At 69.4% G+C, this 15,791-nt stretch carries 18 protein-coding genes; 7 read left to right on the forward strand and 11 right to left on the reverse strand.

Annotated features, from left to right (window positions below; translation table 11 throughout):
- Window positions 1-65: 65 nt before the first annotated feature.
- The 3 genes from ACFWX1_RS18850 to ACFWX1_RS18860 all read right to left on the reverse strand — a co-directional run bounded on the left by ACFWX1_RS18850 (window position 66) and on the right by ACFWX1_RS18860 (window position 2,947).
- Complete coding sequence (locus ACFWX1_RS18850) at window positions 66-728, reverse strand: heme oxygenase (biliverdin-producing) (protein ID WP_378388886.1); 663 nt, start codon at window positions 726-728, stop codon at window positions 66-68.
- A 75-nt stretch (window positions 729-803) separates the two neighbouring features.
- On the reverse strand, window positions 804-1,421 hold the full coding sequence (locus ACFWX1_RS18855; protein WP_378388888.1) for a TetR/AcrR family transcriptional regulator: 618 nt from the start codon (window positions 1,419-1,421) through the stop codon (window positions 804-806).
- Window positions 1,422-1,447: 26 nt separating this feature from the next.
- The gene (locus ACFWX1_RS18860) at window positions 1,448-2,947 is read right to left on the reverse strand and encodes a glutamate--cysteine ligase (RefSeq protein ID WP_378388890.1); all 1,500 of its coding nucleotides are present in this window, start codon (window positions 2,945-2,947) and stop codon (window positions 1,448-1,450) included.
- A gap of 219 nt (window positions 2,948-3,166) precedes the next feature.
- Here ACFWX1_RS18860 and ACFWX1_RS18865 point away from each other — a divergent pair, with 219 nt between their 5' ends.
- Window positions 3,167-3,970, forward strand: coding sequence for a TrmH family RNA methyltransferase (locus ACFWX1_RS18865; protein WP_378388943.1), 804 nt, complete (start codon window positions 3,167-3,169; stop codon window positions 3,968-3,970).
- A 37-nt stretch (window positions 3,971-4,007) separates the two neighbouring features.
- A complete protein-coding gene (locus tag ACFWX1_RS18870; RefSeq protein ID WP_378388945.1) occupies window positions 4,008-4,625 on the forward strand; it encodes a DUF2537 domain-containing protein in 618 nt (205 codons plus the stop codon).
- A gap of 4 nt (window positions 4,626-4,629) precedes the next feature.
- On the opposite strand, the gene ACFWX1_RS18875 is transcribed toward ACFWX1_RS18870, so the two are convergent.
- Genes ACFWX1_RS18875 through ACFWX1_RS18895 form a run of 5 tightly spaced genes read right to left on the reverse strand, consistent with a single transcriptional unit; the run spans window position 4,630 to window position 8,712 of the window.
- On the reverse strand, window positions 4,630-4,965 hold the full coding sequence (locus tag ACFWX1_RS18875; RefSeq protein WP_378388892.1) for a YbaB/EbfC family nucleoid-associated protein: 336 nt from the start codon (window positions 4,963-4,965) through the stop codon (window positions 4,630-4,632).
- Window positions 4,962-6,467 carry a hypothetical protein gene (locus ACFWX1_RS18880; protein ID WP_378388894.1) on the reverse strand — a complete coding sequence of 502 codons (1,506 nt, stop codon included), beginning with the start codon at window positions 6,465-6,467 and terminating at the stop codon, window positions 4,962-4,964. The genes ACFWX1_RS18875 and ACFWX1_RS18880 overlap by 4 nt, the downstream gene beginning before the upstream one ends.
- A 14-nt stretch (window positions 6,468-6,481) precedes the next feature.
- Window positions 6,482-7,105 carry a hypothetical protein gene (locus ACFWX1_RS18885; RefSeq protein WP_378388896.1) on the reverse strand — a complete coding sequence of 208 codons (624 nt, stop codon included), beginning with the start codon at window positions 7,103-7,105 and terminating at the stop codon, window positions 6,482-6,484.
- A 3-nt stretch (window positions 7,106-7,108) separates the two neighbouring features.
- Window positions 7,109-8,332 carry a WXG100 family type VII secretion target gene (locus ACFWX1_RS18890; RefSeq protein WP_378388898.1) on the reverse strand — a complete coding sequence of 408 codons (1,224 nt, stop codon included), beginning with the start codon at window positions 8,330-8,332 and terminating at the stop codon, window positions 7,109-7,111.
- Window positions 8,329-8,712 carry a hypothetical protein gene (locus ACFWX1_RS18895; RefSeq protein ID WP_378388900.1) on the reverse strand — a complete coding sequence of 128 codons (384 nt, stop codon included), beginning with the start codon at window positions 8,710-8,712 and terminating at the stop codon, window positions 8,329-8,331. Before ACFWX1_RS18895 ends, ACFWX1_RS18890 begins: the two co-directional genes overlap by 4 nt.
- Window positions 8,713-8,774: 62 nt before the next feature.
- Between ACFWX1_RS18895 and ACFWX1_RS18900 the strand changes: the two genes are divergently transcribed.
- The gene (locus ACFWX1_RS18900) at window positions 8,775-9,134 is read left to right on the forward strand and encodes an MmcQ/YjbR family DNA-binding protein (protein ID WP_378388902.1); all 360 of its coding nucleotides are present in this window, start codon (window positions 8,775-8,777) and stop codon (window positions 9,132-9,134) included.
- A 63-nt stretch (window positions 9,135-9,197) separates the two neighbouring features.
- Here ACFWX1_RS18900 and sepH read toward each other — a convergent pair whose 3' ends face one another.
- The 3 genes from sepH to ACFWX1_RS18915 all read right to left on the reverse strand — a co-directional run bounded on the left by sepH (window position 9,198) and on the right by ACFWX1_RS18915 (window position 12,087).
- Window positions 9,198-10,067, reverse strand: coding sequence for a septation protein SepH (gene sepH, locus ACFWX1_RS18905; RefSeq protein ID WP_378388904.1), 870 nt, complete (start codon window positions 10,065-10,067; stop codon window positions 9,198-9,200).
- Window positions 10,068-10,264: 197 nt separating this feature from the next.
- A complete protein-coding gene (locus tag ACFWX1_RS18910; protein ID WP_378388906.1) occupies window positions 10,265-11,425 on the reverse strand; it encodes a sensor histidine kinase in 1,161 nt (386 codons plus the stop codon).
- Window positions 11,422-12,087 carry a response regulator transcription factor gene (locus tag ACFWX1_RS18915; protein ID WP_378388908.1) on the reverse strand — a complete coding sequence of 222 codons (666 nt, stop codon included), beginning with the start codon at window positions 12,085-12,087 and terminating at the stop codon, window positions 11,422-11,424. The genes ACFWX1_RS18910 and ACFWX1_RS18915 overlap by 4 nt, the downstream gene beginning before the upstream one ends.
- A 149-nt stretch (window positions 12,088-12,236) precedes the next feature.
- On the opposite strand from ACFWX1_RS18915, the gene ACFWX1_RS18920 reads away from it, so the two are divergent.
- The 4 genes from ACFWX1_RS18920 to ACFWX1_RS18935 are packed head-to-tail and all read left to right on the forward strand — an operon-like array spanning window position 12,237 to window position 15,758.
- Window positions 12,237-12,764 (forward strand): hypothetical protein, encoded by a 528-nt coding sequence (locus tag ACFWX1_RS18920; RefSeq protein WP_378388910.1) that lies wholly within the window; start codon window positions 12,237-12,239, stop codon window positions 12,762-12,764.
- On the forward strand, window positions 12,761-13,840 hold the full coding sequence (locus ACFWX1_RS18925) for a peptidoglycan-binding protein (protein WP_378388912.1): 1,080 nt from the start codon (window positions 12,761-12,763) through the stop codon (window positions 13,838-13,840). The genes ACFWX1_RS18920 and ACFWX1_RS18925 overlap by 4 nt, the downstream gene beginning before the upstream one ends.
- Window positions 13,837-14,553, forward strand: coding sequence for an ABC transporter ATP-binding protein (locus ACFWX1_RS18930; RefSeq protein WP_378388914.1), 717 nt, complete (start codon window positions 13,837-13,839; stop codon window positions 14,551-14,553). Before ACFWX1_RS18925 ends, ACFWX1_RS18930 begins: the two co-directional genes overlap by 4 nt.
- Window positions 14,550-15,758, forward strand: coding sequence for an ABC transporter permease (locus ACFWX1_RS18935; protein WP_378388916.1), 1,209 nt, complete (start codon window positions 14,550-14,552; stop codon window positions 15,756-15,758). The genes ACFWX1_RS18930 and ACFWX1_RS18935 overlap by 4 nt, the downstream gene beginning before the upstream one ends.
- The last annotated feature ends 33 nt before the right edge of the window (window positions 15,759-15,791 follow it).

Here is a 15,791-nt window from a genome sequence, read left to right on the forward strand (position 1 = left end):
GCTGAGTGTCTGTCTCGCTGTCACGCAGCCCCCGCCACCCCCCCCCCCCCACGTCCTCGCGGCGCCTACGCGGCGAGGCGGAGTTCCTCGGCGAGTTCGGTGAAGACGGCGACGTTGCACTCGAAGGCGACCAGGGCCTCGTCGATGACGCGGGCGCGCTCCTCGTCGCTCCACGGAGCCGTGTCGAGCTTGGCCCGGTAGCGATCGCGGAACGCGGGGGCGCTGCCGATCTCGTCGAAGTGGTAGAAGAGCGAACCCGCTTCGGAGACCTCGTAGTTCTTCGCCAGCAGCCGCCGGATCGCCTGACCGCCGGCGATGTCGCCGAGGTAGCGGGTGTAGTGGTGCGCGACGTAGCCACCGGCCCACTCCGAGGCCTCGCGGATCCGCCGCGCGTACGCCTCGGTGGCTGGGAGCTGGCGGATCTTCCCGCGCCAGCCGGAGCCGAGGAGGAATTCCATGTCACGTTCGAGGTTCGGCATCCGGCGCAGCTCGTCGAAGACGAACTCGCCGCCGACCGGGTCCCCGGCCATCGCGTCGCTCATCTCCTCGATCGCCTGGTAGACGAAGTAGTACTGCTCCGCCAACCGGGTGTAACCCGACAGGGGCAGATCGCCGCCGAACAGCGCGTTCATGTAGACCGAGTGGTTGGCTCGGTCGTGCACGGCGAGGGTCGAGGCGCGCAGTGTCGCGGAGAACGGGCGGGCTTCGAGTTCCGTGGTCACCGGCATGAGGCGCCTCCTGCTGACGATTGATCTGACGCGCTGTCAGAATCAGCGTACGGCACGACTCGGAGTTAGGCTACCCTAAATCGGCGGGGAATCCGGTGGCTCGCCCGCGCCGACCGCGCGGAGCACGAACCGGACGGCGGCCTCGATCGTGTGCTCCAGCTGGTCGGCGGGCACCTCGATCACCTGGCGGCTGCCGAGCGCCGCGGTGATCATCGGGATGAGCACCCCGGTGTCCTCGCCGGGCCAGCGGCCCGCCGCCGCGCCCGCGGCGAGGATGTCCCGCAGCCGGTCGGTGATCGGGTCGGCGTGCGCGCTGATCCGGCGGTAGGCCGAGGGGGCCAGCGCGGATTCGAGCGCCGTGCCCGGCGGCAGGTGGTACTCGGCCAGCACCCGCAGCTGGAGCCGGACGAACGTGGCGAGCTGCCCGACCGGGTCCTCCTGTGCCTCGATGGCCTCGGTCAGCCGGTCGACATAGCGATTCGCCTCGTCCTCGACGAAGGCGATGAGCAGGCTTTCCTTGTCCGGGAAGTGGTTGTACAGCGCTGTCCGGCCGAGCCCGGCGTCCGCCGCGATCCCGGACAGCGTGATCGCGTCGAAGCCGCGTTCGTACAGCTGTGCGCGCAGCACCTCGAAGACACGCGCCCGTACTTCGCGCCGGTGCGCCTCGATCGACCCGCCCAGAATCTTCGGCATAACCGCCGATTATCGCCCCTGAAGCGTCAATCCGTGAGCGACCAGGTGTGTACCGGGGTGCCGGCGGCGGAAAGTTCGAGGTAGCGGCTCAGCATCCGGCTCAGCGCGGCCTCCCGGTCGTCGCCGCGTTCCTGGGCGCGCAGGACGAAGTCGCGCTGCCACGAGGCGCCGGTCCGCCGCGCGAGGCAGCGGCGCTCGATGACGCCGAGGTACTTCTCCCGCGCCTCGTCCGACACGCCGGAGCGGCGCAGTCCGTCGTGGGCCAGCGGCAGCAGCACCCGCAGCGCGAGTTCGTCCGGCGGGATCCAGCCGATGCCCGGCCAGTACAACTGCGCGTCGAAGCCTCGGCGGGCCCCCGCGTACAGGTTTTCCTCGGCGGCCTGGAACGACATCTGGCTCCACACCGGACGCTCGGCTTCGGCCAGCGCCCGCTGCGCGCCGTAGAAGAACGCCGCGTTGGCGACCATGTCCAGCACCGTCGGCCCGGCGGGCAGGACGCGGTTCTCCACGCGCAGGTGCGGCAGGCCGTCGACGACGTCGTACACCGGCCGGTTCCAGCGCCAGATCGTGCCGTTGTGCATCCGCAGTTCGGTGAGTTTCGGTGCCTGCCCGGCGTCGAGCGTCTCGATCGGGTCCTCGAGGTCGGTTTCCGGGAGCAGGCCGGGGAAGTAGCGGACGTTTTCCTCGAACAAATCAAAGATTGAAGTAACCCAGCGCTCCCCGAACCACACTCTCGGTCGAACGCCCTGGTTTTTCAATTCCTCCGGACGGGTGTCGGTGGCCTGCAGGAACAACGGGATCCGTGTTTCGTACCACAATGCCTTGCCGAGCAGGAACGGCGAATTCGCGCCGAGCGCGATCTGTACGCCGGCGAGGCATTGCGCCGCGTTCCAGTGCGGGGCGAATTCCTCCGGCGCGACTTGCAGATGCAGTTGCACGGACGTGCAGGCCGCTTCCGGCAGAATCGATTCGGCGTAACTGCGCAGCCGTTCCGGCTGACGTCCCGGCAGCGCGGCGCCCTCCATGCACAGTTCGGTGCGTTCTCCGCGCGCAGCGAGGATCTGGTCGTTCAGCACCGCGTAGCGGGCCTTGTTGGTGAGCCATTTCTGGTCGAAATGCTCCTGACGCAGCGTCGGCAGGATGCCGATCATGGCCAGTGACGAACCGGTGTCGGCGGCCTTGGCGTCGGCCGCGGCCAGGTAGGCGCGGAGGTCGTCTTCCAGGTGCAGCGCGGAATCACCGGCGAGTAGCCGGGGCGGTACGTTGAGTTCGAGGTTGTGCTGGCCGAGTTCGGCGGTGAACGACGGATCGTCCAGCGCCTCCAGCACGGCGGTGTTGGACATCGACGGGCGTAGCTCGCTGTCGACGAGATTGAGCTCCACTTCCAGCCCGATACTCTTGCGGGGGAAGGAAAAACTCCCGTCGGTGAGCATGCGGGCGAGGGTGTCCAGACAGCGTTGGACCTTGCGGCGGTACCGTCCGCGGTCGAGCGGGTTGAACGGTTGTGCCGCCAGGTCCATCCCCATGACCATCCCTGTTTTCGTCGGCCGAGGTACCAGGAGGTGTAGGTCTCCCGGCCGACAACCGTTGCACAGCATGAGAATCTCGGCTAGCGGCCAAACTGGTGCTCTCTGTCACTTCGGGTTAACCCTCCGCAAAAAGCCCCCGTTCGTACCAGAGCTTTCGTGACGTTCGGCCCAGCCACGGGCGTGGCAGGTGGATGACAAACTGTGCGGGTGGCCCACATGATCTTCACCGAGGATCGGGACGATCCCCGTCTCGACGACTTCCGCGACCTGTCCACTGCGGACCGCCGCCCGGATCGCCCGGGAGGCAAGGGACTCGTCATCGCCGAGGGCACCGTGGTGGTCGGCAGGATGCTCGAGTCCCGCTATCCCGTGCGCGCGCTGCTCGGCGTGGAGCGGCGATTCCGTGAATTGGACAACGCACTCGCGCGGGTTGACGTACCCGCCTATGTCAGTTCCGCGGAGACCATGGCCGAGGTCGTCGGCTTCCACCTCAACCGGGGCGTGCTCGCGGTCGCCGACCGGCCGGCGCCGCTGACCGCGGCCGAGGTGGTCGGCGGGGCCGGCGTGGTCGCCGTCTTGGAAGGCGTCGGCGACCACGAGAACCTCGGCGCGTTGTTCCGCAACGCGGCCGCGCTCGGTGTCGGCGGGGTGCTGCTCGGGCCGGGCTGTTCGGATCCGCTGTACCGGCGCAGCGTGCGGGTGTCGATGGGGCATGTGCTGCGCGTCCCGTTCGCGAGCCTCGACGAGTGGCCGGGCGGGCTGGATCTGTTGCGGGAGAAGGGTTTCCGGGTGGCCGCGCTGACACCGCGGGCGGATTCCGTGCCGTTGCGCGCGGTGCGCGAGCACGCGCCGGGCAAGGTCGCGCTGATGCTCGGCGCCGAGGGGCCGGGGCTGTCGGAGGAGGCGCTGTCCGCCGCGGATCTCGCCGTCCGGATCCCGATGGTGCCCGGCGTCGATTCGCTCAACGTGGCCACCGCCGCGGCCGTCGCGTTCTACGAACTCCAGGGTGCTGACCGCTAAGGTGGCGGAACCGTCGCCACACCGGGAGCGAATGACTATGGAATTGCGGGTCAAGGGCGAACGCGCGGTGCTGGCCGGGCCAGGCGGCGAGCAGGCGCGGGAGGTCGATCCGCACCGTCTCGCGATCGGGTCCGACCTCGCGCAGGCGCTGCACGAGTGGGCGCGCGTGGCCTCGGCGGTGTCCCGCGCGGAGACCGGTTCGGGCGAACCGGCACAGGTCGTCTCGCAGCGTGGACGGCAGCTCGCCGCGCGGCTGGCCGCCGTGATGGGCACGACCGTGCGGTTCGTGGATCCGGTGACCGGTGCCGAAACCGTGGTCGATCCGCCGTCGCGAGCCAAAACCGCCCGTGTCCGCTTCGCCGAGCAGTTGTTCGGCCCGCGCGGTCAGGGCGACGAGCCGACGCCGTGGCTCACGGGGCTCACCGTGTCGGCCTTCGCCGCGGTGCTGGTGGTCGTTGCGATGCTCGCGCTGGCGAGGACGCTGGCTCGGGAGACCAGCAGCTGGCTCGCGCTGGCCGCGACGGTCGTCGTCACCGCGGGCATCGCGCCCTCGCTGTGGCTGGGCAGGCGCATCCCGATCGTGCGCTGGGCGGTGTTCGGTGCCGCCGCCGGGATCGTCATCGCCTGGATCGCCGTGCTCGTCGTGGTGCTGTAGAAGATCAGGCGTCGAAGATCGTGTTCTCGTACGGCTCTTCGTGTTCCGGCGCGATTTCTTCGGCCGGCTCGGCGGGTTTCGGCGCGGTGCGGGCGCCACGCAGGACCGTGGTGATGAGGTGGCCCAGCGCGTCGGCGTCCTGCTTCATGGCTTCCGGCGTCAGCTTCACCTCAAGGACTTCGCCGTCCGGACCGGTCGCCACGGTGACGGAACCGTCGGGGGAGCTGACCCGGCTGGTCGTCCGTGCGAGTTCGGTGAGCAGCTGATCGTTCTTCGCCCGTTGTTCGGTGATGCGCCGCAGTTGCCAGCGCATCTCCTCGACGAGTTCGGGATTGCTCACCGTGCTCCTCCCGGGAGGTACTTGACGAAACTGACGAACGTGCCCTGCGCCGGTGTCATGTTCTGTCCCGCGGGGAAGTACCCGTATGCGGCGGCCATCTGCGTGGCGAGGCCGAGCGAGACCCCGAAGGTGGACACGAACAGCGTGACGCCGTTCTTCCCGGTGAACTCCCGCGCGAGCCAGCCCACCTTGGTGGAGCGGGGAAACAGCCGCAGCACGAAGACCAGCGGTGGAGCGAGCAGGACACCGCAGCCGAACAAGGTGCCCGCGACGACCCGGCTGTCGAACGCGAGCGACGCGACAGCCGACCCTGCGAAGCAGAACATCAGCCAGAGCACGGGGATCAGGTAGACCATCAGCGTCATCCGAGGCCACCGGAAACCCTGTGGCTCGGGCAGCGGCAACCGGGGCGGGGACGGATCGCGGCTCAACCGCATCAGCCGGTCGGTCGCGTCCGCGAGTTCCACCGACACCGTGAGCCCCGCGTCGCGGGCGGCGTCGACGACGTACTGCCTCGGCAGCCCGGCGTGCAGGAGGCTGATCCAAACCTCGTCGGCACCCGAGAGACGCTTGCGCAGCCGGCGTTCCCGGCTTGGGGACGGCTGGGGCGCTGGGGTGTCGTACCGCGGCGGTGTCTGGGGGATGTCGTGCGCGACCTCGGGTTCGCCGGGGCCGCATCGCCGGAACATCATGGTCGCGTAGCGGCGATCGGTGCTCATGATGCCCGCGAAGAAATAGCCGTGCAGCGCGGCGATCTCGCAGATGAGGTCGTGGGAGAGCCGGTAGGAGGACTGGAAGAGCTGGACCGACGGGCTGCCGTCGAACTTCGCGGCCAGCCAGCTCACGCGCGACGAACGGGGGAACACCGTGAGCGCGGCCGCGCCTAACCCGAAGAATAGCCCGACGATGAGCAGGTACCACAGGACGGCTGCTCCGTAGAAGCGGCTGAGTGTCCAGATGGTGAGGATTGCTGCGGCGAGCACGGCGATGCCGAGGGCACGGAGGTAACCGCGGGTGAACCAGCGCAGGAATCTGGTGTTCCAGGTATCCCTGCCCGACGGTCTGTCCCGCTTCAACAGCAGGATCCGATCGGTCTCGTCGGCGACGTCGGCCGCGACGTGCATTCCCTCCGACCGCGCGACGTCCACGATGTGCTGCCGCGACATCTTCGCCTGCCGGACGCTGATCCACACCTTGTCTTCGCCGACGAGGTGATTCAGCAGCTGACGTCCCCGGCTCGCGTCCGGCTGGGGCTCGTAGTTGTCGTAGGGCGACACCCTGGCGACCGACTGCGGGGCGTACTGGAAGCGCAGCGAACCCGGCTGCTCGGGCTCGATCTCGACGTAGCGGCGTTCGTAGGCGATCCGGCGGATCGTCCCGGCGTCGACTCCCCACTGTTCGGGGAAGACGTACACGATGGGACGTCCGGTGAAGAACCGGTAGCGCAGTTCGCCCACGCGCAGCAGCCACAGCTGTTGCGGCCACGTGGGTGGCGTGGACATCGGGTGCAGCGTGTTCAGCACGCTTCGTCCACTCGCACGCTGTTGGCGATCAGGCGTGTCTGCTCCACGACCGCTTCCCACTGCGCCTCGTCGCCGCTGACGACGCTCAGCACGGCGAGACCGGCGTTGTCCGGCAACGGGATCTGGACCTCGATCCGCAATCCCGGCCGGACGACCTCGTCGTCGCCGGTGACCGCGGGCGGCAGGCGGAACTCGCCCTGTTCGACCGCGACCATTGCCGGGCCGATGGCCAACGGGATCGCACGGGCGTCCGCGCCGGGATGCCGCTCGCGATACTGCTCGGCGAGTGCGGCCGCGACGATGTGCGGGTTGTCGCCGAAGCCTTCGGGTGGGCGCGCCGGCCACGCCTGGATCGCCACGGTGAGCGTCGCGAGGCCCGGGTTGTCGTCGCCGACGGCGAACCGGCCGAACAGCCGGACGCCCTGTTCGGCGAGCCCTGGCGTCAGCGCGTGGAGGTACTGGGCGAACTCCTCGCGGGACTGGCCGGTTTCCTCGGCGACCTTGCCCGCGAGTGCCCAGACCTGTGCGGCGTTCTGCTCGTCGGAGGTGCTGATCGGCAGGCCAGCGAAGCCGGGTGGCAGGTCGACCCGGACCTGGGGCAGCGTCGGTGTGCTCATCGCCTACTCCCAGACCCGGCTGCGGTCGAGTTGCTCGCGGCGTTCGAGTTTGCTGTCTTCCTTCATCCCGTCGGTCGCCGCGTTGATCGCGGGATGCACGGCGAGCAGTGGCGGCGCGAGGACCCCCGCGGCTGCGGACACGGCTTGCGACGGGTTGCGCGGAATCCAGTAGTTCAGGAAGTCGGCGATCGGGCCTTCCTTGTTCGCCCGCTTCCCGAATACCGGCGTCTCGCTGAAGATCTGCAGGTCGACGGCGCCGTAGCCGAGTACCTTCGCCGCGAGCGCGGTGTCCGGGACGAGCGTGCCGATCAGCGAGGTGCCCGCGCCGATCGAGTCCATGATGAGGGTCTGGTCGGAGACCTCGGCACCGGCGGCCTTCGCCGAGGCGTGCCCGGCGAGCGCGACGACGCCGAGCCCGGTCGCCACGCCGCCCACGATCTCCTGCACCGGCGGCGGAAGGGCTTCGCTGAGCACACTCAGGCCGTTGCCGATGTCACCGGCCACATCGGACAGTTTGGCGATCGTGTTCGCGTGGTCCTGAACGAAGTTCCCGATCTTGTCCGCCACGTCGGCGACGTCGTTCGCGAAATCCTTGACGGCGTTGGTCAGAGCGCCGACGACCTCGTCGAGCAGGCCCGGCTCCTCGGGTGCCAGCTCGCGGGCGCGGGTCAGCTCGGCGGCGACTTCTTGCGCGATTTTGCCGTGCTGCTCTAGGACGCGTTTCGCGGCTTCCTGGATGTTTTCGCAGCCGTCGATCGCTTCCTGCAGTTTGCGGCCCGCGTCGTCGAGGAGGTTCTGTGCGAGCTTGAGCGAAGGCTCGTCCGGGAACGTCTGGCCGGCCAGCGCGAAATCAGGGTTGTTCCTGGCCGCCTGCGCGGCTTCGGCGGCTTGGCGGGCCTTGACCTCCAACTCCCGTGCCTGCGCCTTCAACGTGCCGAGGTCGCCCTCCCACCGGCTGACCGCCTGCGCTGCCTGCGTCATCGAGCGGGCCGCGGCGTCGAGGTAGCCGGGCAGCTTGCCGACGCGGCGGGCGAACGCCTCGCTGGCCTGTCCCTGCCAGATCTCGCCCTTCTTCTGGACGATCGCCTGCAGCGACTCCAGCGCGTCGGTGAGACCGGTGGCGACCGTCCGGTACTTCTCGGCGATGGTGGAGACCTGGGCGAGATCGCCGGGCGCGGGGTCGAAACCGAGTGCCTCGAAGCTGTCGATCGTGCCGGTGGAGCTCACTGGCCACCGGCCAGGATGCCGCGGATCCCGCCGGTGTAGCCGCCGCCGACCATGCCGTCGTCGGTGGACCACTCGTCGAATTCGTCGGGTGACCATTCCTCGAGCTGTTTGTGATAGAGGTCTTCGACCTGCTGGTATCGCTGCTTCGCGCGTTCGAGGCGTTCGGTGACCTGTCCGGCGGCCTTGCCCAGCTCGCCGATCCCGTACTCCCAGGTGTCCTCGAACTCGCGGGCGGCCTTGCCCAGCGCCGGATCGCCGAGGCCGCCGAGATCACGGGCCGCCGAGAGCTGTTTGTTCGCGCCCGCCATGTCGTCGGCGGCGGTACGCAGCTCGCCGATGAGTTTGCCCAGTGCGTCGACCTGCAGTCGGTAACCGTCCATGATCACTCCCTCTCCCAGCGTGACAGCCTAGCCGGAAACCCGTGGTCAGGGATACTGGTGCCATGGCCGACGACGCGTTGACGAGGCTCCGTCAGGTGTGCCTGGCGTTACCGGAAACCACCGAACGGCTCAGCCACGGTGAGCCGGCCTGGTTCGTGCGGGGCAAGAAGACGTTCGTGATGTTCGCCGACCGCCATCACGACGACAGGCTCGCGTTCTGGTGTCCCGCGCCGCCGGGCGCGCAGGAGGAACTGGTCGGCAGCGAGCCGGACAGGTTCTTCAGGCCGCCGTACGTCGGGCACCGCGGCTGGCTCGGTGTCCGGCTGGACGTGGACGTCGACTGGGCCGAAATCGCCGAGATCGTCCGCGACGCCTACCGCCTGGTCGCCCCGAAATCCCTGCTCCTGCAACTCGACGCCTGAAATGCCGTTAAGGCCACCTTATGGGCGTCAGACGTCCGTAAGGCGGCCTTAACGGCAGGACGGTCAGCCGCGCTGGGTGCGGACTCCGAGGAGCACGTCCTCCCAGGACGGCACGATCGGATGATTCTTCTTCGCCTTGGTCCGCTGTGGCTGTTCGTCGGCCGCCAGAGCGTCCTCGTCGCCCTCCGGCGGAACACGCGGGATCTCGCGCGTGTCGTCCTCCGGGTCGTGCTCGGGCTCGGTTCGTGGTGCCTCGATCGCCTTGACCTCGGGGCCTTCCGCGGAGTCCAGCGTCGGCTGCACGGCGGGCTCGCGGGCCGGGTCCAGCGCGCGCACGGTGCGCGGCGCGCGGTAGGAGTTCGGGTTGAGCAGGCCCTCGGCGTTCTCGTCCAGCGCGTGCACGGTGCCGCCGTGTGCTCCCGGCGAGAACGACCAGTGCGCGCGGTTGTCCGAACGGCCCGCCTTCCACTGCAGCACGACGACCCAGCGGCCGTCGTCGCCGCGCCAGGAGTCCCACTTCGCCTGTGTGTAGTCGTGACCGCGGACCCCGAAGGCGTAGGCGATCACCTCGCCGAGCGTCTGCACGTCGGGGCCGTCCTCGCGGACCGGGTGCGCGCTCTGGGCGAGTTCGGCGGTGCGGGACCGCTCCAGCAGTACGGGGTAGGCGAATCGCTCGACGCGCTGCACCGGCACCCCGGCACTGCTCGCCACCTGCTCGACGGACTCGCCGGCCCGGATTCGCGCCTGGATCTCGCGTGGCCGCATCTGGCTCTCCAACTCGATTTCGATCTGGCCCAGCCGGGTGATGTCACCCCTCGCCGCCGCGCGCAGTCTCTCATCGGCCGGGAGCAGAAAGCGCGTACGGCTCGCCGGGTCTTCGCACACGATGGACTTTCCGTCCTCGTGCAGCCCGACCACCCGTAGCGCGCGCATTGTTCGCCTCCCCGATTCTTCACCTTTGTGGGTGCTTACGTTAGAACGGCGCGTCGGCTTGACGTGCGAGGCGCGCCGAGCCTTGGCCGACCTGTTTCACTCTTGATCTTTGTGTCACGCATCCTCTGCCACCGTAGCGAAACCGGTGTGTGTGACGCGCCGAATACTGTGCGTCACGATTGGGTGTACTTCCGCGGTCAGCCGGGCAGCCGGATGTCGACGGTCAGGCCGCCGCGAGGATTCGCCCGCGCCGCGGCGGCACCGCCGTGTGCCTCGGCGACCGACCGCACGATCGACAGCCCCAGTCCGGCGTGTGTGGCCGGGCCGGTGCGGTCGGGGGTGCCGCGCCGGAACGGTTCGAACAGTTCCGCGGCGCTTTCCGCGGGCACCGCCTGGCCCGAGTTCCGCACCGCCAGCGCGGGCTCGCCGCTGACATCGACGTGCACCCAGCCGCCACGGACGTTGTAGTCGATCGCGTTGCTCACCAGGTTCGTCACCAGCCGCTCGAGCAGCACGGGATCGCCCGCGACGGTCCGCGGCCGCAGCCGCGTCTCGACGGTCACCCCGGCCGCCTCGGCCTGCGCCGACGTTGTCCGGACGACCGAGCGCACGACCTCGTCGAGCCGCACCGGCGCGCGGGCGGCCAGGCCGCGATCGCTGCGGGCCAGCACCAGCAGGCCCTCGATCATCCGCTCGCTGCGTTCGTTGGTGTGCAGCAGATGGGTGCCGAGTTTGCGTAGTTCCGGGGTCACCGCCGGATCGGCGAGCGCGACCTCGATCAGGGTGCGCTGCACGGCCAATGGCGTCCGCAGCTCGTGGGAGGCATTGGCGACGAAGCGTTTCTGGCTGTCGAACGACTCGGCGAGCCGGTCGAGCATGCCGTCGAAGGTGTCGGCGAGGTCCTTGAGCTCGTCGTCGGGGCCGGCGTGGTTGATGCGCCGGTCGAGCTTGCCCGCCTCCAGCTTCCGCGCGGTCGAGGTGATGTCGTGCAGCGGCCGCAGCGCCCGGCTCGCCATGAGCCAGCCGAAGAGCACCGCGAGCGCGGCCGCGACCAGCAGTGCCACCGCCGAGCCGAGCACCAAAGTGGACAGTGTCGAGCTGCGGTAGTCCGCGACGACGTCGGTCGCCACCCCGGCGACGACGCCGGCCGGGCTGACCTCCAACGTCGTCGACGGCGAGAGCGTCTCGGCCATGGGCAGGCGGGCCGCCACGGCGGTGCTCGCGTACTTCGCGGGTTCGGGCAGGGAACTGTCGACCAGCAGGTAGTTGATCACCAGCAGGGCCACGCCTGCCAGCAGGAACAGGCCGCCGTAGAGCGCGGTGAGCCGGGTGCGCACCGACAGCCGGACGCGTTTCATCGCGTTCCGCCGAACCGGTAGCCCGCGCCCGGCACGGTCTCGATGACCGGGGGTTCGCCCAGCTTGCGCCGCAGTGTCATCACGGCGACCCGGACGGCGTTGGTGAACGGGTCCGCGTGCTCGTCCCACGCCTTTTCCAGCAGATCCTCCGGGCTGACCACCGTGCCGCTCGCGCGCATGAGCACCTCCAGTACCGCGAACTCCTTGGGCGACAACGGCAGGAACCGGCCGTCGCGGGAGGCCTGGTGCCGGGGCAGGTCGAGCACGACGCCGTGGCTTTCCAGCACCGGCGGCAAGGCGGGGCGGGCCCGCCGGGAAAGGGCCTGGACCCTGGCGACCAGCTCGGCGAAGGCGAACGGCTTGGTGAGGTAGTCGTCCGCGCCGAGACCGAGGCCGTTCACCCGGTCGGTGATCTCGGCGGCCGCGGTGAGCATCAGCACCCGCGCTTCGCCGCCCGCCGCGACCACCGCCGAGCAGACGTCGTCGCCGTGCACCTTGGGCAGATCGCGGTCGAGGACGACGACGTCGTAGCCGTGCACGCCGACGCGTTCCAGCGCCTGCTCGCCGTCGTAGCAGACGTCGACCGCCATCGAATAACGACGCAATCCTTCGGCGATCGAATCCGCGAGCAACAGCTCGTCCTCCACTACCAGCACACGCACGCCGGTCAGTCTGCACCGCGGGGACATAAGCACCGGATAAACAACTTCGCTTAACGCGCGGAAATCACCCGGTCCGTAGAAATCCCCTCCGAGGCGGGTCCGGTTCGTCGGGGGCCGGATCCGCCCCTTCGAGCGAAAGGGAGATGCGGATGAAAACGCGGATGGCGATCCTCGGAGCCGGGGTGGCACTGGCCGTTTTGGCCGGATGTTCGTCCGGCGACGGCGGTTCGAAGGTCGCCTCGATTTCGACGCCGCCGAAAAGCGGGAGCCAGGCGCCCGCGGCGGCAGGCGATGGGCAGACCGGCAAGGCCGCGGACATGGACGCGATGCGTGCTTACGCCAAGTGCATGCGCGAGCACGGCGTCGACATGCCCGATCCGACGGACGGCGGGATGATGTCGCTCCCCGCGATGCAGCCGGGAGACACGAAGATGGAGGGGGCGACCGCGGCCTGCAAGAAGCTTCTTCCCAACGGCGGCGAGCCCAAGAAGCCGACGCCCGAGGAGCTGGACAAACAGCGACAGCAGGCCAAGTGCATGCGCGAGCACGGCGTGAACATGTCCGATCCGGATCCCAACGGCGGTGGCCAGGGCATCACGATCGACGCGGGTGACTCGAAGTTCGAAGAAGCGGCGAAGGCCTGTGGCCTCGGGCTGGGAATGTCGGCGCGGAAATGAACCAGCACAGGACACGGCGCCGGACGCGCTGGTTCATCGCCGCGGCGGCCGCGATCGTGGTGCTCGGCACGACCTCGGTGGTGATCATGACCCAGGTCGCCTCCGGCAGCCCGAGCGCGACGCCGCCGCCGAAACCCGTCGCTACGGCCGAAGTGGTCAAGACCGATCTGAGCGAGGAACAGGACGTCGACGGGCAACTCGGGTACGGCAAGGAAAATCCGTTGGCGGGCAAGAAGAACGGGACGATCACCGCGCTGCCGTCCACAGGGGACACCATCGGCAGAGGAAAGCCGGTGTACCACGTGGACGCCAAACCGGTGCCGTTGTTCTACGGGAACCTGCCGTTCTATCGCGACCTCTCCGATGGTGTGGACAAGGGACCGGACGTCAAGGAGCTGGAGGAAAACCTTCAGGCACTGGGATTCGGTGGCTTCGGCACGCCGGACGAGAAGTTCACGGCGGCCACGGCCGCGGCGGTGAAGCGGTGGCAGAAGTCGCTCGGGCTCGAGCAGACCGGGACGTTCGGCCAGGGTGATGTCGTCCTCGCGCCGGGCGAGATTCGCGTGGCTTCGGTGTCGGCGCAGCTCGGCGGGCCCGCCGCGGGCGACGTGCTCAAGTACAGCGGCACCGGGCGCGTCGTGGAGGTCAAGCTCGACGTCGCGAAGCAGGGCCTCGCCACGCGGGGTGCGAAGGTCGGTGTCGTGGTGAACGGCCGGACGTCGACCGGCACGGTCGCCGAAGTCGGCCGGACCGCCGAGAACGGCAAGGACGCGCAGGGGCAGGACGACGGTAAGCCGAAGATCGTCGTCCGGGTCACGTTGGACGATCCCGGAGTCGCGGGCTCGCTCGACACCGCCCCGGCGACCGTCCGGTTCACCAAAGATGTCCACAAAGGAATTCTGGCGGTGCCGGTCGGGGCGTTGCTCGCCCTCGCGGAAGGCGGTTATGCCGTCGAGGCAGACGAAAACGGGCAGCGCAGGCTGATCGGGGTCAAGACCGGATTGTTCAGCGGCGGCAAGGTCGAGGTCGGCGGGGACGGGCTGCGCGAGGGTATGCGGGTGGTGACCACGTCATGACTCCGGTACTCGCCGTGCACGAGGTGTCGCGCACGTATCCCGGCGGGGTCACCGCGCTGCGCGACGTCTCACTGTCCTTATCGGACGGTGAGATGGCCGGGATCGTCGGCCCGTCCGGCTCCGGGAAATCCACCCTGCTGCAATTGATGGGCACGCTCGACAGGCCGAGCACCGGCCGGATCGAGATCCGCGGCAACGACGTCGCGGAGTTGCCCGACCGGAAGCTTTCCGCGTTGCGCTCGCGGTGGATCGGGTTCGTGTTCCAGCAGTTCTTTCTCAGCGAGGGCGTCAGCGCGGTGGACAACGTGTGCACCGGGCTGCTCTACAGCGGGGTGCCGAAACGGAAACGCCGGGAGAAAGCGCTTGCCGCACTGGACAGGGTCGGGCTGGCGCACCGGTCCTCGCATTTCCCCGGCGAGCTGTCCGGCGGGGAACGGCAACGGGTCGCGATCGCGCGTGCCGTGGTCAACACCCCGCCGATCCTGCTCGCGGACGAGCCGACCGGGAACCTCGACACCGGCAACGGCGCGGCGGTGCTCGGCCTGCTGGGTCAGCTGAGTTCCGACGGCACCACGATCGTGATCATCACGCACGACCGTGAGATCGCCGCTGGCCTGCCGAGACGGATCGAGATCCTGGACGGGGCGGTACGGCTCGACACCGGTTCGATGGCCGGGCCGATGTCCGGTTCGCTGACCGAGGCGCCGCGATGAGCGCGCCGGTCGCCCCGCCACCGCCCGTGCGGCTCGGGCTGTCGGATGTGGTTTCCCTTGGCGCACATGGGATGCGCACCCGGCCGGTGCGGGCGATGCTGTCGGCGCTTGGCATCGCGATCGGCGTCGCGGCGATGGTGGCCGTGCTCGCGGTCCCCGCGTCGGCGGCGCAGGCGTTGCAGGACAAGCTCGCCGCGATGGGCACGAACCTGCTCAAGGCGGGGCCGGGGAAGACGTTGTTCGGGAAGAACGCGACACTCCCGGACGGCGTCATCCCGATGGTCAAGCGGATCGCCCCGGTCACCGGCGCGGTCGAGACCGGCAGGGTCGACGCGAAGGTGCGGCGCAACGACCACATCCCGAAGGACGACACGTCCGGGCTCTCGGTGTTCGCCGCGCATCCGGACCTGCTGTCCGTGCTCGGCGGCAAGGTGCGGGCCGGGGAGTTCCTGAACGCGGCGAACCAGCGGTACCCGGTGACCGTGCTCGGTTCCGAGGCCGCCGCGCGGCTCGGGGTCGACCACATGGATCCCGCGCGGCCGCCGCAGGTGCTGATCGGTGACGTCTGGTTCACCGTGGCCGGGGTGCTCGACCCGATGCCGCTCGCGCCGGAGGTCGAGCGGTCGGTGCTGGTCGGCTGGGAGGCCGCCGGGACGTTGCTCGGCTTCGACGGGCACCCCAGCACCGTGTATGTCCGGGCGCAGGAGTCCGAAGTGGACAGTGTGCGATCGGTGCTCGGCGCGACGCTGAACCCGGCCGCGCCCAACGAGGTCGAGGTGCAGCGGCCGTCCGACGCGCTCGCCGCGCAGCAACTGACGAAGACCACCTACGACGCGCTGTTCCTCGGTCTCGGCGGGGTGGCGCTGCTCGTCGGCGGGGTCGGGGTGGCCAACACGATGGTGATCTCGGTGCTGGAACGCCGTCGTGAGATCGGGCTGCGGCGAGCGCTGGGTGCGACGAAGCGTCAGGTGCGTGGTCAGTTTCTCGCCGAATCGGTGCTGTTGTCCGGTTTCGGCGGGCTCGTCGGCGTACTGCTCGGCGTCGCGGTCACGGCGGGGTACGCGCTGAGCCAGGGCTGGCCGGCCGTGCTTCCACCCGTCGCGCTGGTTGGCGGCGTCGCCGTGTCCGCCGCCGTCGGGGCCATCGCCGGTGCCTATCCCGCCATGCGTGCAGCCCGGCTGCCACCCACCCAGGCCCTCGCCTGATGTTCCGAGGGGCCTCGCGGTGAGGCGCCTCGG

Source organism: Amycolatopsis sp. NPDC059021, from assembly GCF_042739895.1.
Lineage (GTDB): Bacteria > Actinomycetota > Actinomycetes > Mycobacteriales > Pseudonocardiaceae > Amycolatopsis.